Annotated in this window: 23 protein-coding genes; 19 read left to right on the forward strand and 4 right to left on the reverse strand. The window is 58.9% G+C overall.

What is annotated here, in order from left to right:
- Nucleotides 1–58: 58 nt before the first annotated feature.
- From GGR20_RS17865 to GGR20_RS17890, 6 genes are all read left to right on the forward strand, one after another.
- Nucleotides 59–517 (forward strand): tyrosine-type recombinase/integrase, encoded by a 459-nt coding sequence (locus tag GGR20_RS17865; protein WP_183312718.1) that lies wholly within the window; start codon nt 59–61, stop codon nt 515–517.
- 737 nt (nt 518–1,254) lie between these two features.
- Nucleotides 1,255–2,235, forward strand: coding sequence for a TRAP transporter substrate-binding protein DctP (gene dctP / locus GGR20_RS17870; RefSeq protein WP_183312719.1), 981 nt, complete (start codon nt 1,255–1,257; stop codon nt 2,233–2,235).
- Nucleotides 2,236–2,274: 39 nt separating this feature from the next.
- Nucleotides 2,275–2,796, forward strand: coding sequence for a TRAP transporter small permease (locus GGR20_RS17875; RefSeq protein ID WP_183312720.1), 522 nt, complete (start codon nt 2,275–2,277; stop codon nt 2,794–2,796).
- Nucleotides 2,775–4,079, forward strand: coding sequence for a TRAP transporter large permease (locus GGR20_RS17880; RefSeq protein WP_183312721.1), 1,305 nt, complete (start codon nt 2,775–2,777; stop codon nt 4,077–4,079). Before GGR20_RS17875 ends, GGR20_RS17880 begins: the two co-directional genes overlap by 22 nt.
- Before the next feature lie 20 nt (nt 4,080–4,099).
- A complete protein-coding gene (locus GGR20_RS17885) occupies nt 4,100–4,867 on the forward strand; it encodes an SDR family oxidoreductase (protein ID WP_246349755.1) in 768 nt (255 codons plus the stop codon).
- 9 nt (nt 4,868–4,876) lie between these two features.
- Nucleotides 4,877–6,373 carry a 3-hydroxyacyl-CoA dehydrogenase gene (locus GGR20_RS17890; protein WP_253560421.1) on the forward strand — a complete coding sequence of 499 codons (1,497 nt, stop codon included), beginning with the start codon at nt 4,877–4,879 and terminating at the stop codon, nt 6,371–6,373.
- A 1-nt stretch (nt 6,374) separates the two neighbouring features.
- Here the strand turns inward: GGR20_RS17890 and GGR20_RS17895 are convergent, their stop codons facing one another.
- Nucleotides 6,375–7,130, reverse strand: coding sequence for an IclR family transcriptional regulator (locus GGR20_RS17895; protein WP_183312723.1), 756 nt, complete (start codon nt 7,128–7,130; stop codon nt 6,375–6,377).
- Between the two features lie 184 nt (nt 7,131–7,314).
- Here GGR20_RS17895 and GGR20_RS17900 point away from each other — a divergent pair, with 184 nt between their 5' ends.
- The 5 genes from GGR20_RS17900 to GGR20_RS17920 all read left to right on the forward strand — a co-directional run bounded on the left by GGR20_RS17900 (nt 7,315) and on the right by GGR20_RS17920 (nt 12,400).
- Nucleotides 7,315–8,844, forward strand: coding sequence for a long-chain-fatty-acid--CoA ligase (locus tag GGR20_RS17900; RefSeq protein WP_183312724.1), 1,530 nt, complete (start codon nt 7,315–7,317; stop codon nt 8,842–8,844).
- A complete protein-coding gene (locus tag GGR20_RS17905) occupies nt 8,841–9,554 on the forward strand; it encodes an enoyl-CoA hydratase/isomerase family protein (RefSeq protein WP_246349751.1) in 714 nt (237 codons plus the stop codon). Before GGR20_RS17900 ends, GGR20_RS17905 begins: the two co-directional genes overlap by 4 nt.
- 97 nt (nt 9,555–9,651) lie before the next feature.
- Entirely contained in the window at nt 9,652–10,854 is a 1,203-nt protein-coding gene (gene pcaF / locus GGR20_RS17910; RefSeq protein ID WP_183312725.1) for a 3-oxoadipyl-CoA thiolase, read from the forward strand.
- A complete protein-coding gene (locus GGR20_RS17915; protein ID WP_183312726.1) occupies nt 10,855–11,625 on the forward strand; it encodes an enoyl-CoA hydratase-related protein in 771 nt (256 codons plus the stop codon).
- A 1-nt stretch (nt 11,626) separates the two neighbouring features.
- On the forward strand, nt 11,627–12,400 hold the full coding sequence (locus tag GGR20_RS17920) for an enoyl-CoA hydratase-related protein (protein WP_183312727.1): 774 nt from the start codon (nt 11,627–11,629) through the stop codon (nt 12,398–12,400).
- 811 nt (nt 12,401–13,211) lie between these two features.
- On the opposite strand, the gene GGR20_RS17930 is transcribed toward GGR20_RS17920, so the two are convergent.
- Nucleotides 13,212–13,856, reverse strand: a complete 645-nt coding sequence (locus GGR20_RS17930) for a hypothetical protein (RefSeq protein WP_183312729.1) — start codon at nt 13,854–13,856, stop codon at nt 13,212–13,214.
- Between the two features lie 26 nt (nt 13,857–13,882).
- Nucleotides 13,883–15,136 carry a tetratricopeptide repeat protein gene (locus GGR20_RS17935; protein ID WP_183312730.1) on the reverse strand — a complete coding sequence of 418 codons (1,254 nt, stop codon included), beginning with the start codon at nt 15,134–15,136 and terminating at the stop codon, nt 13,883–13,885.
- A 78-nt stretch (nt 15,137–15,214) separates the two neighbouring features.
- Between GGR20_RS17935 and GGR20_RS17940 the strand changes: the two genes are divergently transcribed.
- The 3 genes from GGR20_RS17940 (at nt 15,215) to GGR20_RS17950 (ending at nt 18,444) form a co-directional block, all read left to right on the forward strand.
- A complete protein-coding gene (locus GGR20_RS17940) occupies nt 15,215–15,613 on the forward strand; it encodes a hypothetical protein (protein WP_183312731.1) in 399 nt (132 codons plus the stop codon).
- A gap of 162 nt (nt 15,614–15,775) precedes the next feature.
- Nucleotides 15,776–18,076, forward strand: coding sequence for an ATP-binding protein (locus tag GGR20_RS17945; RefSeq protein ID WP_183312732.1), 2,301 nt, complete (start codon nt 15,776–15,778; stop codon nt 18,074–18,076).
- A complete protein-coding gene (locus tag GGR20_RS17950) occupies nt 18,073–18,444 on the forward strand; it encodes a response regulator (protein ID WP_183312733.1) in 372 nt (123 codons plus the stop codon). Before GGR20_RS17945 ends, GGR20_RS17950 begins: the two co-directional genes overlap by 4 nt.
- On the opposite strand, the gene GGR20_RS17955 is transcribed toward GGR20_RS17950, so the two are convergent.
- Complete coding sequence (locus GGR20_RS17955) at nt 18,428–18,925, reverse strand: MarR family winged helix-turn-helix transcriptional regulator (RefSeq protein WP_183312734.1); 498 nt, start codon at nt 18,923–18,925, stop codon at nt 18,428–18,430. The genes GGR20_RS17950 and GGR20_RS17955 overlap by 17 nt on opposite strands.
- Before the next feature lie 706 nt (nt 18,926–19,631).
- Here GGR20_RS17955 and GGR20_RS17960 point away from each other — a divergent pair.
- From GGR20_RS17960 to GGR20_RS17980, 5 genes are all read left to right on the forward strand, one after another.
- Complete coding sequence (locus GGR20_RS17960) at nt 19,632–20,027, forward strand: response regulator (RefSeq protein ID WP_183312735.1); 396 nt, start codon at nt 19,632–19,634, stop codon at nt 20,025–20,027.
- Between the two features lie 77 nt (nt 20,028–20,104).
- A complete protein-coding gene (locus tag GGR20_RS17965) occupies nt 20,105–23,077 on the forward strand; it encodes a PAS domain-containing protein (RefSeq protein WP_253560403.1) in 2,973 nt (990 codons plus the stop codon).
- Nucleotides 23,078–23,392: 315 nt separating this feature from the next.
- On the forward strand, nt 23,393–23,647 hold the full coding sequence (locus GGR20_RS17970; RefSeq protein WP_183312737.1) for a type II toxin-antitoxin system Phd/YefM family antitoxin: 255 nt from the start codon (nt 23,393–23,395) through the stop codon (nt 23,645–23,647).
- Nucleotides 23,644–24,072, forward strand: a complete 429-nt coding sequence (locus GGR20_RS17975; protein WP_210283246.1) for a type II toxin-antitoxin system VapC family toxin — start codon at nt 23,644–23,646, stop codon at nt 24,070–24,072. Before GGR20_RS17970 ends, GGR20_RS17975 begins: the two co-directional genes overlap by 4 nt.
- Before the next feature lie 333 nt (nt 24,073–24,405).
- Nucleotides 24,406–24,780, forward strand: coding sequence for a hypothetical protein (locus tag GGR20_RS17980; RefSeq protein ID WP_183312739.1), 375 nt, complete (start codon nt 24,406–24,408; stop codon nt 24,778–24,780).
- Nucleotides 24,781–24,980: the final 200 nt, after the last annotated feature.

Genomic DNA, 24,980 nt, shown 5'->3' on the forward strand with positions numbered 1-24,980 from the left:
GGCGACCTCCGCCAGGCTCTCCTGCGCTGTCAGGGGGTGGCGCGGAGGGGAGGCGGAGTTGTCCACGTGCAGGTCGTTATCGTCAGAATGCTCAGGCACACTGGTGACAGGTCATGACATTCGCGCCAGGGCGGTGGTCATCCAGCAGAAGACCGGTCGACCGGTGCAGTTCGAGATCACAACGGATGCCAGAACAAGTTTGCTGGCGTGGCTCGAAAGGCGAGGGGGCTCGGTCGAGGACTTCGCCTTTCCAAGTCGAGGCGATCCGAACGATCACCTGAGCACCAGGCAATATGCTCGACTTGTGGATGAGTGGGTGACCGCTATTGGTCTTCGCAAGGAGGAGTATGGTACGCATTCGCTCCGGCGTACCAAGGCCTCGCTCATCTACAAGGCCACCGGCAATCTCCGCGCCGTTCAGATCCTTCTTGGTCATACCAAGATAGAGAACACAGTTCGGTATCTGGGCGTCGATGTTGAGGACGCCCTGGAACTGGCGGAACACACAGAGGTCTGATGATCAGCGGCCCCACCGCCGGTGAGGCCGCACGGGTGGGCACCGGGCACGCGCGGTGTTCGGTTCGATATCTGGAACCGGACGGTCAGCAGCCAAATGATCATGTACGGTCCATGAAGAACTCCGGACCATCGCTGATGCGCCCCACTTCTGCCTTTGCTCACCAGACCGACGCCGCGGCCCAAGGCCCAAAGCTTACCAGAACGTGCCCGAACGCGACGACCGAGGTCATCCACTACCTGCCAGTACTGCGAACGGCTGAACTGCTATTGCCGAGCATTTGGTCAAACGAAGAGTGTCCTTGGCGCCATGGTGTGGTTGATCGCGTCTAAGAGGATTTGAGCCTAGGCAGCCAGTCTACTGCGCACACCTGCCAGCCACCCGGACGGCAGGAAAAGATGACGATTCTCTCGTCCGGCATATTGAGATGTCGCATCACGCTGATAACCGGAACATTAGGCAGGGCGCCGACCATGGCGTCTGTACAAGCCCCCAATATCCAAGGACGCCATGGCCAGAGACCAAGCCGGTCGGTCTCGAACCTAGACTGAGCGGCAATTGTTCGTTGACGGCTAAGCGCGAGCTCCGTTCACTTCTAGAATATTCCGCACAGCGGAATGGAATTCTGCAATTCTGCTTGACGCTGGCGAGGTCATCCAGCTTTGTTGGCATCGGATTGAACGGCGTGGATCCAGCCACGCTCCCAAGAAAAGCACCCCAGGTGAGGAGACCAGTCAATGTTGAAGAGCTTCACGCTCGCTGCCGCGGCCATGGGTCTGATGATGAGTGTTGCCCCGGCACACGCTCAGACCATGACCATGCTGTCGAGTTGGGACGAGACCTATAACGCCGTGCCGGTTTTTGCGCAGGGCTATATTGATCTTGTCAACGAAAAGTCGGGCGGGGAGATCGATATCGACCTGCGCGGCCCGGAAACTGTCCCGCCCTTTGAGCAGCTTCAGCCCGTGTCGGCCGGCCTATTCAACATGCTCTTCACCCATGGTGCCTACCACCTTGGCGAGACCTCAATGGTGTTTGGTATGGACGCGGTCACCGACGATCCGGCGGCCCGCCGCGAGAGCGGTCTCTACGATCTCATCGATCAGCACTATGCCAAGCACAACCTCAAGCTGCTCGGCGTTTTCTCGGCTGCCTCAGGCTACCACGTCATGCTGCGCGACCCCATCGGCGAGGATGGTGGGCTGGCAGGCCGGCGCATCCGCGCCTCGGGCACCTATCATGACTTCGTGACCACACTGAATGGCTCGGTGGTGACCATGCCCGCAAGTGACATCTACTCCTCGCTCGAACGCGGCGTTGTCGACGGTGCAGCATGGCCGGTTTTCGGGGCCATGGACTATCGCTGGTATGAAGTGGCCAGCTACATGACCCGCCCCATGTTCGGCATTAACAACCATTCGCTCTTCATCCATCTTGATACTTGGAACGGTCTCTCCCAAGACCAGCAGTCGCTCCTGGTCGAAGCGGCCGAGGAGCTCGAAGTTTCGGGTCGTGCCGAGTTCAAGGGTCTGTGGGAAGCAGAAGATGCTGCCATGCAGGAGGCAGGGCTGGAGATCACCCAGTTTGGCCCTGAATATGCCGACCGGGTTGAGGCTATCTTTGCCCAAGGTGTCTGGCGCCAGGTCGAAGACCGCGCCGGGGCCGACGGCGCCGCGTTGCATCAGCTGGCCCTTGAGAAGGGCCTGACGGCAGAATAGTTCTCCCAGGGGTTGGGTGACATTGGAAAGGAGCGGACAATGCTCACATTGCTTGCGCGCATCCATGACGGTGTCACCCGCCTGACTTTCTGGGGCGCCATGTCCTCGGTGTTCTACCTCACCGCCGTGACTGCCTTTGAAGTGGTCGCGCGCTATTTCTTTCGTGCGCCGACCGACTGGGCGCCGGATACAAGTGCCGTCGCCTTCGCCTTCATCGCCTTTCTCGCCGCGCCCGAATTGTCCCGCAGTTCCGGCCATGCGGCCATGACGTTCGTGGTGGAGACAGCCCATCCCGCGATATCGGTCTGGATGCAGCGTTTCTCGCTGCTGCTGGCCGTTCTGGTCTGCGCCATGCTGGTGTGGTTCGGCGGCATCGAAGCCAGCCGTCAGATTGGCAACAATATTTCCATGATCGCGGCGACCCGCATTCCCAAATGGATCGTGACCGGCGCCATCGTCTACGGCATTGCAAGCTCCCGCCTCTATTTCCTGCGGCACCTGCTGGCTACCTTTCTTCCCTCCCACAAGGACGATCCTAAATGGAGTGGTACGTATTCCTGAGCGGGGCATTCTTCCTGCTCCTGGCCCTCTTTGCGGTCGGTCTTCCCGTCTTCATCGCTTTTCTCGCCCTTAATCTTGCCGGCCTCTTCCTGATCTCGGGCAATTTCAACGGCGTCACCCTGATCATCAACTCGATGTTCTCGACCAGCACGTCGCTGTCGCTGGCGGCCATTCCTCTGTTCGTGCTGCTGGGCGAGTTGCTCTTCCGCTCGGGCTCGGTGAGAATTCTGTTCGACGCAGTCGATGGGCTCGTGGGCAACATTCGTGCTCGTCTTTATGTAGTTTCCATCCTGCTCTCGACACTGTTAGGCGCGCTGTCGGGTTCGGCCATGGCCGTGGCAGCGATGATGGGCTCGTCGCTCTGGCCCGAAATGAAGGCCCGGAATTACGATCTCAAGCGCTCAATGGGAACAATGCTCGCTGGATCCAGCCTGGCCCCGATCATTCCGCCCAGCGTCATGGCGATCGTCCTTGGCATGTTGGCTAACGTATCGATTTCGGCCCTCCTGATCGCCGGCATCGTGCCGGGCCTCATCCTGTCAAGCATGTTTCTGGGCTATGTCGTGATCCGTACCCGCATCAATCCCAGTCTGGCCCCGATCAGCGACGACACCAGCTTGCCGCTCAAACAGCGCATAATGCTGGTGGTCAAGGCGCTCCCCTTCCTCTTGATCATCAGTGTCATCCTGGGCTTCATCCTTGCGGGCATCGCAACGCCCACGGAATCGGCAGCCATGGGGTGTGTCGCAGCAGTCGTTGTTTGTGCGATGTTTGGCAATCTCAACTGGCCTACGATCCGTAATTCCCTGCGCTCGACCGCGTCGATCTCGGGCATGATCATGATCATCATGGCCTGCTCGGTCTCGTTCAGCCAGGTGCTCAACATGAGCGGGGCGACCTCGCAGCTGGTTCAGACCGTCACCGAGTTGGCGCTGCCGCTAGTCCTGATGTTTATCCTCCTGCAGTTCGTACCGTTCGTTCTGTGCATGTTCATCGACCAGGTCGCGCTGATGATTATGCTGGTACCGCTCTATACGCCGATCATCAGTGCGATCGGCTTTGATCCCCTGTGGTTCTGGATGATTTTTCTGATCAACATGTCCATCGGCGGAATCACTCCACCCTTCGGCTACACGCTGTTTGCGCTCAAGGGCGTCATTCCGGAGGCCTCCATCCAAAGCGTCTATCGAGCGGCCCTGCCATTCATCGGCATCTGCATGCTGGCGATTGCTCTGTTTGCGACCGTTCCCGACATCATTCTCGCTGTTCCGGCGCTGCTCTAAGAGGTTCTTACACTATGGACATGGGACTTTCCGGGCGTCGAGCGCTCGTTCTGGGCGGCAGCCAAGGCTTGGGGCATGCCTGCGCCAAGGCGTTGGCCGAAGAAGGAGCAATGGTTGTCATTAACGGGCGGGACGCGGAGCGCGCCAGCGTGGCAGCCGCCGCCGTTGGCGCACACTGGGTTGCCGGCGATGTGTCGACCGCCGAAGCGAGGAACGACATCCTCGCGGCTGCACAAGAAAGGCTTGGTGGCATAGATATCCTTGTGACCAATGCCGGCGGCCCCCCTCCGGGCCCCTTCGGCAATCACGATCATGGCACGTGGCTCAAGGCAATCGAGACCAACATGCTTTCGGCGATAGATTTTACCCGGGCGATCCTGCCCGGCATGATCGCCAACGGCTTTGGGCGTGTGGTCAATATTACCTCGTTCACGGTGCGCGAGCCGTACCCAAATATGGGTCTTGCGACCGGTGTGCGGGCCGGTCTTACCGGAGCCATGGCCTCACTGGCGCGCGAGGTTGCCGACAAGGGTGTAACCGTCAACAACTTGCTTCCAGGGCTGATGGACACCGGTGCGCTGCACCGTGTCTACGCTGCACAGGCCGTGGCGCAGGGCGTCAGCGAAGACGAGGCCAAGGCCAACATGGCCAAGTCGATCCCTATGCAGCGCCTCGGTCTCGCCGACGATTTCGGCCCTGCCTGCGCGTTCCTGTGCTCACGCCATGCCAACTATATTACCGGCCAGAACCTGACCATTGATGGTGGGCTGGTTCGTTCGCTGATCTAGGAGACTATCGTGACCGATTCGACCCACAACGACCTAGTGATCGGCATCGTCGGCGCCGGCGCCATGGGCTCCGGGATCGCGCAGGTGGCCGCAGCTTCAGGCCGCACCGTTCTGGTCTATGACCAGCGACCCGGTGCAGCCTCGAATGCCAGGGCTGGCATCATCACCCGCATGGAAAAGCGCGTCGCCGAGGGGAAGGCCACTCAGGATGCCTTCGATATGCTCGTGGCCAATCTTCAGGTGGTCGAGAGCCTTGCGGCCCTTGCCGGTTGCGGGCTCATCGTCGAAGCGATCATTGAAGACCTTGCTGCAAAGAGGGCGCTGTTCGCCGAACTTGCGGCCATCGTCGCGAACGATGCCGTCCTCGCGTCGAACACCTCGTCGATCCCCATTGGCGCCATCGCCTCGGGCCTGCCAAATCCGAGTCGGATCGCAGGGCTCCATTTTTTCAACCCGGTCCCGGTGATGAAGCTCGTCGAGGTCATCCGTACCCCCGACACGGCCGACGAGGTCGTTGAGGGGCTGACACTCCTGGCGCGCGAGATGGGTCGGGTTCCTGTTGAAGTGCGCGATACGCCAGGCTTTCTGGTCAATTTTGGTGGGCGCGCCTATACGACGGAGGGCCTCGCCATTGTCCATGAAAATGTCGCGACTACTGCTCAGATCGATGCGGTCATGCGCGATTGTTGTGGTTTCCGCATGGGACCTTTCGAGTTGATGGATCTGACGGGTGTGGACATCAACTATCCGGTTACCGCCTTTGTCCATCAAAGCCACTTCTCGGACCCTCGTCTGCGCTCAACGCCGCTCCACCGTTATCTCTTCGATGTAGGGCAGTTGGGTCGGAAGACCGGTCGGGGCTTCTTCGACTATCGCGAGGGGGCGAATCGACCGAGTGCCGACGCCACATCTTCTGCACCGCCGGCGCGCGCAGTGTCGCTGCTCGAAGCCAGCGAGGCGCTGGTCGCTCTCGCCGGCGAACTCGAGCTCACTGTGTTGCCCGCCGATGACGGGATTTGTCCGATCCTTTGCGCCCCGATCGGCGAAGACTGTGCCGCGCTGAGCGCGCGCACCGGCGCCGATCACAGTCGCTTGGTGGCACTCGATTTGGCCGTCAACACCGCCAGGCGCATCACCGTCATGACTGCACCAGAAGCCGACCCAGCGGCGCGTGACAGCGTTGTGGCGCTGCTCTCGCAGAGTCGCGCCGTGACTGCGATTGCGGATTCACCTGGTTTCATCGCACAGCGCATCTGCGCAATGATCGCCAATCTGGGGTGCGAAATGGCCCAGACCGGCCTTGCAAAGCCCCAGGACATTGACACTGCAATGCGGTTGGGGCTCAATTACCCCAGTGGTCCGCTGGAAATGACCGACGCCATGGGTGCGGATCAGCTTTACACAATCATGACCCAGATTCAGCGCCTGACGGGCGATGATCGCTACCGCCCCAGCCAGTGGTTGCGCCGCCGTGCCCAGCTCGGACTCTCCGCGATGGCAAGTTGAACTAGTACGCGCCGCGCCCTAAGCTCTGTGCCACCTCGCGCAGCGCATCGGCTAGCGGACCCCGCATATTGCGTTCTGAGACGCTGCCGGTTGCGACCGGGATGGTGAGAGCGGTCACATCGTTGTCCGCCTGCACGGCGACCGAAACCCCACCGATTCCCGGTCGCCAGGCGTCCCGGATGATGGCGATACCCTCCTCGCGCGCTTGAGCGAGGCAGCTGTTGAATATATCGAGATCGCCTTCGCGCTTGCCGATATAGGTGCGCACGCGACTTGCGATAGTGCGGCTCTCACGCTCGGGCATCGCCGCGACAAGGGCGATGCCGGCTGCCGAAACCGCAATTGGCAGACGCCCACCCATGGCCAACCGCACCGCAACCATGTTGGAACCGGGCACGACCTCGACGAAAGTGATGTGGAGGCCGTCACGGACGGCAAGCGCTGCGGTTTCGCCGGTAAGGTCAGCTATATGCTTGAGATGGGGGCGCGCGCGCTCGATCAGCGACATGCCGGCAAGAATGGGGTAGCCCAGGGTTAGGTTCTTGGGGGTCAGTTCATAGGCCCGGCCTCCGGGCGTCAGCCGAGTATAGCCCAGCGCCGTCAGCGTATGGGTCAGCCTGGAAACGGTGGAGGGCGCCAATTGAGTGGCGCGCGCAATGTCCCCGTTGTTCAAGGGTCGCTGAGCGCGCGACAACGACTCCAGAATTGCCAATCCCCTCGCCAGAGCATCTACGAATTGCCGATCGTCGCTGGCCATGGCGTCTCTCACCTCCAACAGTCTTCCGCACAGCGGAATGCTATTTCGCAGTTCAGTGTTGCGGTTATCACGCTCATCCACGAAAGTCGAGCCGACAAAGCCGCTGCGCCGAGCTCTGACGATGGCGCGCTCAACCTTAAAGACGGCGACTTAACCCGCCCCGACTAAAGGACACCAAAGCCCGATGTTGACCGGTGACATGCTGCGGCGCTCAGCCGAGCGCTTCCCCAACAAGCCGGCAGTGCTCTGGCAGGACAACAGCCTGAGCTATGCCGACCTGAACCGGCGCGCCAATCAGCTGGCCAACGCCATGATCGATTTGGGCCTGGCCAAAGGCACCAAAGTCGGCATTGTCAGCCGCAATCGGCCTGAATATGCCACCACCTTCTTTGGCGTGGCCAGATCCGGTGCGGTCCTGGTCAATGTGTCGGTGCTCTATGCATCCGAAGAGCTGCAGTTCGTGCTCAACAAGGCTGATGTCGAGGTGCTTCTGATTGAAGACATCTTCATCGACAAGCTCGCTGCCGTCCGTAGCCAACTGCCCAAGCTTAAGACCGTGATCGTCATCGGCCAGGCCACTGATTTCGAGACCTTCGAAGGCTTTCTTGCCAAGGGTGCCGCCGACTATCCGGATGTGCATATAGACGAGGACGATCCGTTTTCGATGACCTACACCGGTGGCACGACGGGGCGCCCCAAGGGCGTTCTGTGCAGCCATCGCAACCGCATGATTACCGCTCATACCGTGGTCGTCGAGGAAGGGATCGATGAGCGCGACGTGGTTGCCATCGTCACCCCCATGTTCCATGTGGCGGCGCTGAACATCATGTTTCAGCCGGCCATGCTGGTTGGCGCAACGGTGGCCTTGCTCTCGAAATGGAATGTCGGCGATTTCGTTGCCATGGCGCGGCGCACCAAGATGACGGCCGCTTTCATGGTTCCCACGCAGGCCTCGATGGTGATTTCCGATCCCGATTTCGATGCGGCCAATTTCGCCAGTTTTGAAAAGCTCTCCTTTGCCGGTGCGCCCATGCCGGACTGGGTGCAGCGCGCGCTGCTCGAAAAGCTACCGAAGCTCAAGCTCACGCAGATCTATGGCCAGTTCGAAGTCGGCGTTCTCACCGCCCTGCGTCACTGGTATCTGCCCGAGAAGCTGTCCTCGATCGGGCGCCAAGCCTACAATGTCGATGTTGCCGTGGTCGATCCCCTGGGCAACCCGGTCAAGCCCGGCGAGATTGGCGAGATCGTTTCGCGCGGCGAGAATGTCATGCTCGAATATTACAACGAGCCCGAACAGACCAAGGCGTTCTTCCGCCACGGATGGGGCTGGACGGGCGATGTGGGGACCATCGATGAGGCGGGCTTCATCACGCTGGTCGACCGCTCCAAGGACATGATCATCTCCGGTGGTGAGAACGTCTATCCCAAGGAAATCGAAAACGTCGTCTACGAGCTGCCTGCCGTCGCCGAATGCGCCGTGATCGGCGTTCCGGACGACAAATGGGGCGAAGTTCCCGCAGCCTATGTGCTCCTGAAATCTGGCGAGGCGCTCGACGAGGAGGTGTTGATCGAGCATTGCGCCAAGCGTCTTGCCCGCTTCAAGCGCCCGCGCCTGGTCAAGTTTGTCACCGAATTCCCCAAAACCCCCATCGGCAAGATCCAGAAGAATGTCCTGCGCGAGCCTTACTGGAAGGACAGGGAGAAGAAGATATGAGCGATCGCTACGCAGACTACAAACGGCTCAAATTCGATTGGCCCGAGGAGCGCATTCTGCGCATCACCATGGACAATCCCGGTCGCCTCAATTCCGCTGACGCTGTGATGCATGGCGAACTGGTTCGCATCTGGCGCGATATCGATGCCGATCCGCAGGTCAATGCGGTGATTATCCGTGGGGCAGGCGAAGCGTTTTCGTCCGGGGGAGACCTCGATCTGGTCAAGGAGATGACCGAAGATTTCGGCACATTGACGCGTGTGTGGAAGGAGGCCCGCGACCTCGTCTACAACATCATCAATTGCTCCAAACCGCTGGTCTCGGCCATGCAGGGCCCCGCAGTGGGCGCCGGACTTGTCGCCGGGCTACTGGCCGATATCTCGATTGCCAGCAGAAAAGCGCGGATCATCGACGGACACACCCGCCTCGGCGTTGCCGCAGGCGATCATGCAGCCATCGTCTGGCCGCTGCTGTGCGGCATGGCCAAGGCCAAGTATTACCTTATGCTGTGTGAAGCGGTGAGTGGCGAGGAAGCGGAGCGTATCGGACTGGTCTCGCTGTGCGTCGAGGAGGCCGACTTGCAGGATAAGGCCCTGGAGGTCGCCCGCAAGCTTGCTAAGGGGTCGCCCTCGGCATTGCGTTGGACCAAATACGCTCAACAACTGGTTCCGCATGGCGGGCCCGACCTTCGACACGTCGCTGGCGCTTGAATTTATGGGCTTCACCGGTCCCGATGCGCGTGAGGGGCTCGCTTCACTAAAGGAAAAGCGCCGTCCAAATTTCGATCCCAACTCGGCGATTTAGATCATGTCACATGCATATATCTGCGCCGGAGTCCGCACGCCCATCGGCCGGTACGGTGGAGCACTGGCCGGTTTCCGACCCGACGATCTGGCTGCTCACGTGATCAAGGCGCTCATAGCCGATCACCCGGCGCTTGCCACCGCCCGGATTGACGATATCTACCTCGGGTGCGCCAATCAGGCGGGCGAAGACAATCGGAATGTCGCGCGCATGGCCGGTCTTCTTGCCGGCCTGCCCGCCGAGGTGCCTGGTGTCACGCTTAACCGGCTATGCGGGTCTGGTCTGGATGCCGTCGGTCAGGCTGCGCGCGCGATCAGGGCCGGCGAGGCCGATTTGATCATTGCCGGTGGTGTTGAATCCATGTCCCGCGCACCGTTCGTCCTGCCCAAGGCGGAAACCGCCTTCGCCCGGCAGGCGGAGATCTTCGACACGACCATTGGCTGGCGCTTTGTCAATCCCTCGCTGGCATCCCAATATGGCATCGATTCGATGCCTGAGACGGCCGAAAACGTCGCCGAGGAATTCTCGGTATCGCGCGTGGATCAGGACAAGTTTGCCCTGCGCTCACAGCAAAGAGCCGCCGCCGCGCAGAAGAGTGGGCGGCTGGCCCGTGAGATTGTCTCGTTAGAAAAACCCCAGCGCAAGGGTGACGCCATTATTGTCGACACGGACGAACACCCGCGCGAAACGACGTTCGAGGCCTTGGCCAAGCTGCGCTCACCCTTCCGTGATGGTGGCAGTGTCACCGCCGGCAATGCCTCGGGGGTCAATGACGGCGCCGCGGCGCTCATTGTGGCATCCGACACCGCCATCTCCAGATATGGACTCACACCCCTAGCCCGTGTCACCGGCCTTGCCACCGCGGGCGTTCCCCCGCGCATCATGGGTATCGGGCCGGCTCCGGCCACCCGGAATCTTACCGAGCGGCTCGGCATTTCTGTGTCGAGCATCGATATTATCGAACTCAACGAGGCCTTCGCCGCACAGGGGCTCGCCGTCCTGCGCGAGCTAGGCCTGCCAGACGACGCTGAACACATCAATCCCAATGGTGGCGCCATTGCGCTTGGTCATCCGCTGGGGATGAGCGGGGCGCGCCTTGCGCTCACGGCGGCCATCGAGATGCAGGATCGCAATGCCAAGCGTGCGCTCTGCACCATGTGCATCGGTGTCGGTCAAGGTATCGCACTCATGCTGGAGGCCGCGTAAATGGCTCAGGTGCTTGTCGAACGCCCCTCTGGTGCCATCGCCCTGGTCAGGCTCAACCGCCCCGAGGTGCGCAATGCGCTCAACCTCACCATTCGTCAGGAAATGGCCGCGATCTTTCGTGACCTTGCCGACGATACATCGCTCCGCTGTGTGGTACTGACCGGGAACGAGCAGGCCTTCGCCGCCGGAGCTGACATCGCGGACATGTCGCGGATCGATGCCATCGAGATGTATCATCGCCACACCGAACGTCTTTGGGCGGCGGTTGGGGAATGCCCGGTGCCGGTGATTGCAGCCGTCAACGGCTTTGCTCTCGGCGGCGGGCTGGAACTCGCCATGCATGCCGATATCATCGTTGCCGGAAAGAGTGCGCAACTTGGACAACCCGAAGTCAAGGTCGGGATCATGCCAGGCGCCGGCGGCACGCAAAGACTCACCCGCGCGGTGGGCAAGTTCCGGGCCATGCTCATGTGCCTGACCGGTGAAATCATCTCGGCCCAGGAGGCATTCGAGATGGGACTGATCAGCCGCCTCGTCGAAGATGACGCGGTTCTCGATACCGCGCTCAAGTTGGCCGAAAGGATCGCCGCATTGCCCCCCATCGCGGTCGCCCAGATCAAGGAAGTGATCCTTGCCGGTGCCGATGCACCGCTCTCCACCGCCCTCGCGCTCGAGAGGAAGGCGGTGCAGGTCCTGTTTGCCAGCAGAGACAAGGCCGAGGGGATGAATGCGTTCCTCGAAAAACGCAAACCAACCTATACGGGCGAATAGCGTGACTGATCTCGTTACGCTCGATACGGCCAGGGGCGTGGCTTATGTTACCCTCAACCGCCCCGACAAGCTCAATGCGATCAACGTTGCGTTGCGCGCTGAACTGCTCGAAGTATTGAGCTGTGTCGGCGCGGACACCGATATTGGCTGCGTGGTTTTGAGCGGCGCGGGAAAGGCTTTCTGCACGGGCCAAGACCTTGCAGAGCGCGCGCCGATTCTTGCCGGCACGGCCATCGACCTTGGGGTGGCGCTTGAAGAGGGCATCAACCGCATCATTCTTGAACTCGCCAGGCTTCCACAACCCACCATCGCCAGCGTCCAGGGCCTCGCCGTCGGCGCGGGTGCCAGCCTTGCGATTGCCTGCGACATCGTTCTCGCAAGTCAGGATGCCAGTTTTCATTTCAGCTTTTCGCGGCTAGGGCTGGTTCCGGATAGTGGTGCCAGTTGGCTGCTTCCCCGCAAGATCGGTCTGGCCCGCGCTACCTCAACATTTCTCGCAGCAGCACCCATCAACGCGTCGCGGGCGCTCGATTGGGGGCTGGTGCATCAAACTGCCCAGCAGGCAGAAGATCTGGACCTTTTCGTCCGTGAAACGGCAGAACAACTGGCCGGACGGTCGTTGGATGTGATGGCTGCTACGAAGTCCCTGCTTTCGGCGAGCTTGGACAGCGATCTGGAGACCCAACTCAAGCGAGAGGCCGCTGCCCAGACCCGCGCCGGTCATGGCGATGCCTACCGCGTGGCACTTCGCTCCTTTATCGATCGCAGCTCTTAGCGAAACTATCAGATACTTGCGTTGTTCGGCGCAGAAGGGCACTGGCCGCATCCGTACTTGCGAAGCTGTCAAGTAGTAGAGGGCTTAAATCAGCCGCCGGGTAGGTGCGCGCCCCATTTCTGCCGTTCAGCTTGCTTGGCAATTTCGTGAAAGCTGCAATGCGGATTTAGTGATGAGTGTCATCGAAGGGCGGCTAACGAACCGTCTCGACTTAGCCAGCAGCCTGAAAAAAAACCATGCTGGCGGCTCGAAACAATCGTGTTGCTGCCAAGGCAGACTGACGAGCAGCGACTAAAGTCTCTGCAATGGGCGCGCCATATTGGGACATTTTTATTACGCGGCGATCCGCTTCTGCCGCTGTCGCCGATGACAACCTCCCGGCCCATGCCGAATAACCTCGACGCCCGGGGCTAAACTCACGCTATGGGACACGTAATACATTACTGCCGCAGCAGGACGTGGCAACGCTGAACCCTGTGCAGCCGGTCCGCTCTGTTCATTCACCGCTGGGCAAGTCGGAGAGATCTTTCTCTCCATATTTAGCGGCTTCATAAGCTCGGTGCAGGTGCGGAATTAGCGCAGAATCTATGACTTTTGCCCTGCCTGCGTCCTGAAAACTGCCGTCTGGCATGCGACGGTATTCCAGCCCTTCGTATTTGAAGGGCCACGGCATGGTTTGACGGAGATAAAATGCTCCACCCAGGAGTGCGACGACTCCGATCAGTACTCCCGCTTCCAACATTTGTACACCCTCACCCTCAAGCCTAGGAGTTGCCTTCCTGACAAGATTTCCCTCAGCGGGTCGTCAAATCTAGTTGCCTAGGCTGGCGCAGGTGTCCCAATCATATTCGAGATCCTCGCCCGCCTTGAACTTTGCTCCGATGGATTCCCCATAAAGCTGGCCCAGTTGATAGCGTGCGGCCTCGTTGTAACCAGCCTCAACCATCAGATCGTCGCCTCGGTTAGCCAGTGAGGTGCCCAAAGCCTCGAGGTCAGCAGCGACTTTGGTATCACCTTCATCCTGCTTGACGCGTGCGGCGGCCATGAAGCCGACGCCACAAGTCATGTATTTATTGATCTCAGCCTCAAGCGCTGCTGCATCGGCTTCGGCCACAAGATCGGGACAGTCTTCGGGCTCGAAACCTAGATCCAAATCCTTGGTCAGGACCTCGTCCATTTCCATTGTATAGCGCCTGCCGATTTCTTCTCGTTCCGCGCCGGGAACTCCCTGTTTGGCGAGGATCTCGTCGGCATGGCTCAGAAGAGATTTTGCCATACGCTTAAAGTTCGCGATCTCCTCATCTGTATTATTCATTTCCGGCATGTCTGCAATGAGGAGATAGCCAGCGCCACAACGCAATCGAAGATCATTGGTCTCGTCAATTTCAGCGGATTGAACGGCAAGAGGTAAAAATATAGTCGAGAGTGCTGAAAATGTTATTATGGCTTTGTGCATTTATATCGTCCGTGTGCTGATTTTTACTAGTTCGGGTTTTCAAGATTTGAAACGTCTGCGAGCCCCTTACGTGCAAGTTCGACACCTGCATCCAAAGCCCTCTGGTACCATTGTCGGGCCAGCACCAAATCGCGCGGCACACCAAGTCCCTTTTCGTAGTGGTTGCCCAGGTTATTCCAGGCTATCGGCTCTCCTAGGTCTGCGGCCTTTAGCGTCCAGTGCAGCGCCTGGCCATAGTCGAGAGAAACCCCTTCGCCAGTGGCATGGAGGTGACCTAAAGATGCCATCGCGGTGGGCTCACCTAGTTCAGCGGCTTTCAGCAAAAGCTCGGCGGCATATGCAGGGTCGGCTGCAACGCCTTTTCCAAGCAGATACATTTGGCCCAAGTTTGCGATGGCTAAAGGCTCGCCTGCCGCGGCTGCCCGCGAGAACAGGGCGATAGCCCGCACTTCGTCGATGGTCGTACCCACGCCCTCAGCGTAGATGTGCCCCAGTTGATTGATCGCCAGCGGATCTCCCAGATCTGCACCGCGCTGATAGAGCTTTGCGGCCTCGGCTCGATCCTGTTCTGTACCTAAACCTCTCTCGTGGAGCCAGGCCAACTGCCAAATTCCATAGGGGTCATTTTGCGACGCAGCCTCTCTAGCCCACCGCAGGGCCTTGCCATAGTCCTGCTCAACGCCCAGACCCAGCTCGTAAAGCGATGACAAGGTGGCCTTTGCTCGAGAGTAGCCTTGGTCCGCAGCGAGCCGATAGTAAATGGCTGCTCGCTGGGGGTCGGCTTCAACGCCATAGCCGAAGTCATAAGCACGACCTAGGCCGTGTTGCGCTGGCGCGATGCCTGCTTCGGCCAGCGGGCGAAGCATCGCCACCGCCCGAGATGGATCCGCTTCGACATGTGGACTATCCAGGAGATAGGTCGCGTAGAGCGCCGTTCCAATTGCATGGTTTCCTGCTGCAGCCCTTTGTAAATATGCCACTGCCGCCCTGACGTCGAAGGCTTCAAGATACGCCCGCCCGAGCCATGCAGCGTTTGCAGCATTGTCAGGCTCGGCCGCCTGGTCAGTTTTACACACTGCGATGGCACGCTGCAGATCGGCAATGCGCTGAGGATGGTCCGCGTAAGCTGGCTCAAAAGGTGAAGCTGCAAGTTCGGCGCACCTTTCGCCAGGTCCGGCCATGGCGTCTTGCCCAGGGGCAAGGACTGACGCAATCAAGCTCAACCAAGACACCAGCAGCCTTTTTCGCATCATCCCCATCCCAAAAAGCTCACTGAGCATTTAATGGATTGACCGTGGGCTGGCAATGCCTAACTCTCGCGTTTCTTTCTGGCCACGTCACTGCTCAAGGAGTCCTCGATGCGATTGCCAGGTGCCATCATTAAACTCATGCTTGCATCAACGGTGGCGTTGGCTTCATCGCCAGTCGATCTATCGAACTCTTACGCGCCGCTCATGACACTGACATCTGGTTACTATGCCTGCCGATCGGGCCTGGACTTCGACAACTTCACCCATAGCTTCGACCTGGCAGCGGATGGCCGCTATTCGTTGCGCGGAACGGAAGGGCAGGGAAAAATGATTTTATCTAATATTGATGGGGTTATCGAATTTCAAAGCGGTCCTTTTCTCTCGGACGGAACGGTAAAAATCTATGGGCGAAACACGACCCGGATTTCTGATGGAAAGCCCGTGATTGTGATCCGTTATGACTTTGGCACTCAGGTCACGGACGACTACTGCGCCATCGTAGAATAGTGTCAGCTGCCCTGGTGTCTGCCGGATTGCGGTCCTGTCGCAATGGCTGGCTCTTTGCTTGCGTCTCAAGCCGCCATTTAACGCTGCCAAGCCAAAATCCATTGGCGCCCTACAGGAACGTAAGGTATCTGCGATGATGCGCAGCGAGAGGGCACCACGCTCATGTCCAGACAAGTCGACCCAAGGTCTGCTCAGCAGCGCCAGGGGAAAACTGCCGCGCTCCTGATTTGGATGACTTTGGCAGCATTTGTTGCCGTCGTTCTCGCACTGGCAATTCACGACGACGTTGCTGTGCTCTCCGGCATTTCACCTGCGGGAACAGAAAAGGCGTTACTGGCCGGCCGTGTCTACTCGGCGGTAGATGCGAGCGGCACATTGAAACTCGAAGATATCCTTCAACGGGATCCCTCGTTTTTTAGTGACACCGCCAATCGTGGCGTCTCCCCAACTACGAGGGCGGCATTCTGGCTTCGCATCGCAGTGCCAAGCCTCGACCCTGGTGAATATGGCCTCTCCCTGGAGCTGACCCGGGCCCGGAACGCTATTCTATTTATACCTGATGACGAAGGTTACCGGCAGTTACGGTGGCAGCGCGGCGATTGGTCAAGTCTCACCCGCTATCCAATCTTTGCCCTGGACGGTGCCGCTATTGCTGGAAAGACGCTGTATCTTCGCACCGTGACCAGCTCGTCCATGCGCGCGATGCTTCACCTGAGTCCGCTCCAGTCCCTGATCGGCAGTTACAGCATGGAGTCGGTCACTCTTGGAATCCTGGCCGGCGTGTTAGTGGGTCTGGCGGTCTATATTGGCGTCATGGCAGCAACCCTGCGTGATCGGCTGTTCGGATCGCTTGTTGGGGTGATCGTTGCGTTCACATGCTACATGCTCGCCGACAGAGGAATTCTTGATACTCATATTCTGCCAGGGGCTGTAACGCTTGCCAGCGTGGTGTCCCTCAGCGCCACCGTTTTGACATATGCGGCGCTGCTGACATTTGCCCGCTATTGGCTCGAAATTCGGTCCTGGTCCGCGTCGCTCGATCGGGCGCTTAACATCGTGACCATCGGCTTTGGAATCCTCGCCGCTGAAACTGCCCGCGAAACCCTGATGGGTGACCAGTTCGTTCGCTTGTACTCGGCTTTTGCGGGCGTGCTGGCGCTGGCGCTCTGCCTGGGAGTGGCACTTGTCGCGCTACGGCGCGTGCGGACCCGAGCTATTCTGTTCCTATTGGGCTGGTCTCCCGCCATCGCGACGGCGGTGCTTCGGTTGGCGCTCGATCTGTTCCCCAGCGTCGGTGACTCCGCGCTGTTCGCAAATTCGCTCTATGTTGGCGCTACAGCTTCGCTGCTTTGCTACGGCGTACTTGTTTCCGACAGCCTCCAGCATCGCGAGCGACGCCTGCGCCAGCGCGCCGAACTTATGGAGACCCGTTTCCGCAATTTCGCTGATAGCGCGGCAGATAGTTTTTGGGAGACGACGGCAGAGGGAGACATCCGTTATTTGGAAGGGCCTCAATTCGACGGTCTAAAGCTTGAGGTAGAACAACCCCTAGTCCAGTCTCTTGCCGCCATATCGCGTCACAGTGACACGGCCCTAGCTCAGATCCGGGAGAACCTCGGAAAAGGTCTTCCATTCCGGGATATCACGCTCGTTGTCTCGGGTCCGGATGGTCGAAGCCGGGAGGTTCTGATCAGCGGGACCTGTGCGCGCGATCCGCGCGGACGCCTGTCCGGCTTTGCCGGCACTCTGGTGGATGCGACTGAGCGGGACGCCCATCTTCAACAATCAGCACGCCGTGAAAAGATGGCTGCTCTGGGACAGATGGCGGCCTTTGTTGCCCATGAGATTAACAACCTGCTGCATCCAATTATGAGCTTGTCCCGGCAGGCGCGGCGCCGTGCTCAGGACGACAAGGAGACAGCACGGCTTCTGGACTCAGTCATCGATCTTTCCGAGGACATGCGCGACATGGTGGTCTCGCTACGCTCTTCGACGGCTGTCAAACCTCCCGACACGACCCTTCTGCCCCTGAGCGCTGCCGTGCGCCGCAGCCTCGCCACCGTGCGCACCATTGTTCCGCCCCGTATTGTCCTCACCGACGATATTGCCGAGCTTGATCACCCCCTGGTTCACGCAGGAGAAGCGCTGCAGGTGATCGCCAACCTGGTGGCCAATGCAATGAATGCAATAGAAAATGAGGGCTTCATTACAGTCAGCCTGGTTGGTGGTGTCGCACCTAGACTGACCGTTCAAGACAGTGGCTTTGGCATGCCGCAGGACACCGCGGCGCGGGCCTTCGAGCCTTTCTTTACGACACGGTCCGAGAGTGGCGGTACCGGATTGGGGCTGTCGGTCGTAGCAGGGCTGTTGAAGAGTTGGGGGGCGACGGTTCGCATCGATTCTGAGCTTGGCAAGGGCACATCGGTCCATATTACTTTCGTCCAGGAAGGCACTGACCCATGACTAGTACGTATCGCGTTCTCGTCTGTGATGATTTCGCGCCACTGCTTGCTTCCGTCGCAGGTTGTCTTCGTCGGGCAGGACTGGAGGTCGACACCGCCGCTACCGGCCTTGACACTCTCACCCGACTCCGCGACGCTCCTTATGACGTGCTGGTAACCGACATCTGGATGCCGGCCATGGACGGGCTCACGCTGATGAAACTGCTGACGACCGAATTTCCGCGTTTGCGGGTCTTCGCCATGACGGGCGGTGGCCCCGAGTTCACAGTGGAGACAGCCGTGTCGCTGGCGGAGGTTTGGGGCGCTGAGCGCGTTTTCGTCAAACCATTTGACGAGGAGCAATTGGTCCAGGCTATCTTGGATGGCTAGGAGGCATGTCCGCATCGCCTCTCCCATCGCCATCTTGATTTTGTAACTTTTTCGACTGCAGGCGACCCAAGATGCGCTCAAGCGCCTCCGCAAGAGCGCGCTTCTGTTCTCCATCGAGACTGGCGAGCGCCTCTACCATGACATTTATTGGGTCTGCCAGGAGCAGCTGATGCCCCTTTTCTGTGACGTCGACGCGCCGAATACGACCGCGTCCCAGGGACCCCCCATTTTCTAGAAAACCCTTGTCCACAAGCGTCCGAACCGTTCGAGCAGTTGGTCCGGGTTCGATCCCTTGATAGCGCGCCAAGGCTATCGCACTGCGGTGCTGAGGTGCGGCCTTGGCGAAGTAGCGAAGGGCACTCCATTGAGCCGGGTAAAGGTCGGCCGCATGGTTGCTGGAATGAATGTTCCGGGTCACTTGATCAAGCAGGCCGGCAAGTGCGGCGTCGGTCTTCGACCAATGGGACGTGCCAGACGTCAATGGAGCCTCCAATCGGACTGCTACGCCACCATTAGGCAACATGCCCATACGGCACACGAGCACTTGAACGCAAGTCGGCGACTTCTCCTCGCACAGCCGTCTGCGCCTGCTGCGAATTCGGGTAACTACAGTGAACTCAGAGACCGCGGGCCCGGACGTTTTCCAACGGATCAAGGAGCTGCCTTGATGTATAGGTCAAGAAAATTTGCCCCGGTTGGTGGATGAGTGGGTGGCCGCTATCGGTCTTCGCAAGGAGGAGTATGGCACGAATTCGATACATTTCGCTGAGCGTGTTGCCCCGCTGCTCGATCTCGATATCTACGAACTTCCTTTTCCGCCGCCACCAGTGGACGTAATGCTATACTGGCACAGCCGCCACGGGCCCGATGCCGCGCATGCTTAGCTGGGAGACATGATCGGCCAGACCCTTTGCTTCCCGCTTTAGCGTGACGGTTAACGCCCGGCGAACCTGGGGGCTGCGTAGGCGATGGGCCCGACGATCGTTTACGGTCGAATCGGAGGCGGTGCGCTATTTCAGCTGAGCAGCCCCTCGTTCCACAAAAGTTGAACGTTTGGGAAGGAAGCCTGCAGATTGTGCTGTGACTATGGAACCAGGTTCTGAGCTACGCGTTTCGAACAGTCCATGCCATGCCGGCCTAGGCGTGTCTTTTCGTGGCCGCTTGGCCCGCCTTTTTCGAGTTCTGCTGTGGATTTGCCCAAAAGCCGCGTTCTTCTGGTTGAAGATGAAGCCATGATCGCAATGGCTTTAGAGGATGCACTCACTGAAGCGGGGTTCGCCGTTGAACTCGCCAATGATGCGGCGACAGCCATCGACCAGCTCGAACGAGGCCATGACAAAGTGGTCGCTGTCGTCACCGATATCCGGATGCCAGGTTCGCATTCGGGCTGGGACGTGGGACGTCGGGCTCGTGAGCTTCGGTCAGATATTCCAGTCATCTACTGCAGTGGCGATAAGGCCTCAGAATGGTCTGCTCAGGGTGTTCCGGGGAGCATCATGCTGCATAAGCCATTCGCTCTTGCGCAGTTAATTACGGCGGTTTCGCAATTGGTCAACGAGCGGTCGGGCGGCATACACCCCTGAGCATGGCAACGTTGTCCGTCAAGATCAAAGAAGCTCCCTTCCCCCGCTGTCAGCTACATCAACGAATAGGATACGGCGTGCGTACCAATCTAGCCGAAAGCTCGCCGACCATTTTTGAGGGCGACGGGGAACTGCGCTCCCGGATGCGCGACCTTGATTGGCACCAAACCAATCTGGGCGTGCCCCATGACTGGCCCTCGGCCCTGAAGCTATATACCCAGCTCATACTTGATGCGCAGCAAGCCATGTTCTTGGCCTGGGGGGAAGGCCTAGCCTTTCTCTACAACGATAAATATGCGCCGATTTTGGGCGCGAAGCACCCCAACGCTCTTGGAAAGCCATTTGCGAAGATCTGGTCTGACATCTGGCAGCAGATCAAACCGCTTGTTGACCAAACAATGGCCGGCCAAGCGAGTTGGCATGAAGACCTGCTGATCCCCATGCGTCGGAATGGGTACTTGGAGGACGCCTGGTTCAGCTTCTCCTATACGCCCATTCGCGACGAGACTGGCGAAATAGCTGGTATGCTTTGTGCGGCGACTGAAACGACCGACAAAGTTTTGGCTGAGCGTCGCCAGCGGGATGAGCGTGAGCGTATAAAAGAGATGTTCGAGCAAGCGCCGGGTATGATGGCGATGCTCCGTGGTCCAGAACATGTTTTTGAGCTGGTCAACCCCGCCTACCAGAAGCTGCTACCAGGCCGGGCCTTGATCGGCCAAGCCGTGCGCCAAGCCCTGCCGGAACTAAGCGGTCAAGGCTTTTTCGAACTTCTGGACGGTGTCTTTAAAACGGGCCAACCTTACGTTGGCCAAGCTGTTCCCGTGCGTCTGCAAAATGCTTCAGGTCACGAAGAGAAATTCTTCGATTTCGTGTACCAGCCCCTCAGGGACGCTGATGGCCGCGTCACGGGCATTTTCGTTGAGGGCTTTGACGTCACCGACTCCCTTGCGGCTGCCCGAGCGCTCCACGACCAAACCCGCACGCTCGAGCTGCTGAACGCCACCGCGGCCGAGGTGTCCGGCTACCTAGATCTTGACGCACTTGTCCAAAAAGTCGTTGACGCTGGCGTAGAAATGACCGGAGCCCAGTTCGGCGCTTTCTTCTATAATCACGTAGACGCAGCGGGCGAGCGATACACGCTTTATAGTCTTTCCGGCGCGCCACGGGAGGCCTTTTCCTCCTACCCTCTTCCGCGCAATACCCATGTTTTTGCTCCGACTTTCAGAGGCGACGGTGTCGTCCGGTCGGACGACATCCTCAAAGATCCTCGCTACGGCCAAAACGCTCCGTACCATGGAATGCCAGCTGGTCACCTACCGGTCCGCAGTTATCTTGCTGTTCCGGTGAAGTCCCGATCGGGCGAGGTCATTGGTGGGTTGTTCTTTGGTCACGGCAATACGGGCGTTTTCACGGAGCGTGCCGAGCGTTTGGTGGTTGGGTTAGCCGCACAGGCAGCCACGGCGATGGACAACGCCCGACTCTTTGCGAACGTTCAGAACCTCAACTCCAATCTTGAAGCGCTCGTGGCGGAGCGGACGGCAGATCGAGACCGTATGTGGCGACTGTCAACCGACATCATGCTGGTCGCGAAGTTCGATGGTATCATCTCGGCCGTGAACCCAGCCTGGACGTCCTTGATAGGGTGGAAGGAAGACGAACTGCTTGGTAGCAGCTTCTTCGATCTGGTCCATCCCGACGATCTTGCAGAGACACAAGCTGAGGCCGGGCGCCTTGCAGATGGCTTGTCCACACTTCGCTTTGAAAACCGCTACAGGCACAAGGACGGCTCGTACCGATGGATCTCATGGATCGCCGTTCCGGACGAGAAGCTGATCCACGCTGTTGGGCGAGACGTCAGCGCCGAGAAGCAAGCCGCCGACGATCTTAGGCAGGCTCAAGAAGCGCTTCACCAGGTTCAAAAGATGGAGACGGTTGGCCAACTGACGGGTGGCGTCGCTCACGACTTCAATAATCTCCTTCAGGTCATTACCGGAAACCTGGATATCCTCATGCGCAAACTACCGCAGGATGAACCACGGCTGATCCGCTCCGCGGAGAACGCCATGGCAGGTGCGAAACGAGCAGCGGTGCTGACTGAGAGGTTGCTGGCCTTCTCAAGGCGGCAGCCCCTCGCGCCAACCCCAGTAGAGCCCAACAAGCTCGTTGCAGGCATGTCGGAGCTTCTTCATAGGACCCTTGGAGAGACTATAGAACTGGAGACCGTTCTAGCTTCAGGTATCTGGTGGACCGAGGTCGATGCAAACCAGCTCGAGAACGCGCTGCTCAACCTCGCTGTTAATGCCCGCGACGCGATGCCTGAAGGCGGCAAACTCACTATCGAAACCGCAAACACCCACATTGACCGATCTTACGCCGGGCGGAATGCTGAAGTTACGCCTGGGCAATACGTTCTGCTTTGCGTTTCGGACACCGGCACCGGCATGGACGCGACGACGCTGGAAAGGGTGTTCGAGCCGTTCTTTACGACCAAGGAGGTCGGCAAGGGGACAGGGCTTGGCCTTTCAATGGTGTATGGCTTTGTCAAACAGTCCGGCGGACATGTGAAGGTTTACTCAGAACCTGGACATGGCACGACTGTGAAGATTTACCTTCCACGTCTACTGCGCACGAGCAGCCTGGACACTGAGGCGGTGGTTCCTACCATCCCGGATGGGGAAGGTAGTGAAACGATCCTGGTTTGCGAAGATGACTCTCAAGTGCGTGAGTTTTCGGTCGAGATGCTGCAAGACCTTGGTTACAACGTCTTGGAAGCAGCTGATGGGCCTGCGGCTCTGCGTCTGCTCGAACGAAGGGCAGACCGGATAGACCTCCTGTTCACCGACGTGGTTTTGCCCAACGGCATGACGGGGGCAGTTCTGGCGGACAAGGCAAAGACGATGCGTCCAGACCTGAAGGTATTGTTCACCACAGGATATGCGCGCAATGCGATCGTGCATCACGGGCGCTTGGACGCCGGCGTGGAGTTGATAACCAAGCCTTTTGGATATGCTGACTTGGCTGCAAGGGTTCGCGACATACTCGACAGGTGACCATCACTGTGATGAGCCCTTTTGGGCCCAAAAATCTATGTGCCTCCCGCGTTCAGTTTCAGGCGGCTTCAGAATGTAGCTGAATGACCACGGAACCTGCCGATCGACAACGCGCCCCAATTGAGACGTGAGAGCTGCGTCGTCTGTGTTCCCAAAGCGGCCATTCCAATGAGCTGTCAGAAGCCCGATACCGCTCGCACCGTCCATCAAACTAACGACCGCACTTGCTCAGCCAGGAGTCCAACATGGCTGCACCGATTGTCATTCGACTATAAATGTTCTAATGTAACAACATCGTGTCGAATGGAGCGACCCATGACGATCACCACAGTGTCCAGTCGAGAATTCCAACAGAATGCCAACCAGGCGCAGAAGGCCACGCGCAGCGGCCCCGTCTTCATTACCAACCGTGGCAAGCCGGCCCAGGTTCTACTGAGCATCGAGGAATATCAGCGGATCACAGGTCAGCGCCGGAGCATCGTTGCAGCGCTTTCAATGCCTGGACTATCGGAGATTGAGCTTGCTCCCCCTCGGTCGCGCGACTTGCCTCGTCCAGCAGATTTCTCCTGATGTTCTTGCTCGATACCAACGTGATTTCTGAGCTGCGCAAAGCCGGCGATGGCAAGGCGGACATCAAAGTCGTCTCGTGGCTCGACAGCGTTGATGCCACGAAGCTCTACATATCAGTGATAACACTGATGGAGCTGGAACTTGGCATCCTTCTGGTGGAGCGACGGGACCCGGACCAAGGCGCCAGATTGCGCATATGGGTGGATCGTCATGTCGTTCCTGAGTTTGCCGATCGGACGTTGTCGGTCGATACGGCAGTAGCCCTCCGTTGTGCTCAACTCCATGCGCCTAACCCCTGCGCCGAACGGGATGGCCTGATTGCCGCGACTGCGTTGGTCCATGGAATGACGATGGTCACGCGTAACGTTGCCGATTTCGAGCGAACCGGGGTCAACATCATTAATCCTTGGGATCACCCTGCCTGATACGGCTGGCGTTCTCGAAAGGATTTTGCGTTAAAACGGCCAAATGCCTGTCGAAATGAAGAGCGGTCCAAGTTAGTTGCAGACTGGAAACTTCTTATCACTGGCGGGTCAAATCTAGACGTCCGCAACAGGCGCGGGACCGGACCATCGCTGACGCGCCCCATTCCGGCCGTTGGAGCGACTGACGCTCAAGCTGCCGGTCAGCTTATGCCGGCGGAATGACCACGTTTGGGGTGGGAAGCGGACTGGCGGGTTTCGCCTAGATGCATTGCGTTCCGGACATCCATCGGCCAAGCTGGATTCTTGGGAAACCGCCACCATCGCACGAGTTAGATGACAAATCTTGTAACCGAACGAAGCCGCGATGGAACGCTTACTCTAGTCGCGAATGAGTATGTCAATCTGGATGGCACCCCTGGTATCGCCATCGGTTTTGATGGAGCGCCTTGGCATATCCACCCGCCAGAAGAGCTTGAAGGAGCCGCGATCGCGCAGCAGTGGGCGCGTGACTTGGTTGCCGATGTCATCAATAATCGCATGCTAATAGTGACTTGTCGTGACGAGGGGTTCGAAGAAGTCAGGCTGGCCCATTTCGAAGTCGACTTCAAAGGACGCAATGAATCCCTGGAATTTAGGTTCTGGAACGGTCAGATCGTAAGTCTCGAAGATCTTATCGACGGCAAAGTGAGCTACGTGCCGTTGTCGTGAAGCTGCAATGTCCGCTTCTGTTCGAAGTTCGCGCTGGTCCAAATGTCCAATCAGGGGTCGGCTTCTGCCGATCAGCAATGCGCGCCATTCAAGACATCCAGGTACTTTGTGCAGTTCCTGAAAGCTGCCATCCCGAAAGGCCCGGTGGACGGCCCATGTGCGCATTAGCAAAAGCTTAAGTGAATTACACGGCGGATCGT

Source organism: Devosia subaequoris, from assembly GCF_014197055.1.
Lineage (GTDB): Bacteria > Pseudomonadota > Alphaproteobacteria > Rhizobiales > Devosiaceae > Devosia > Devosia subaequoris.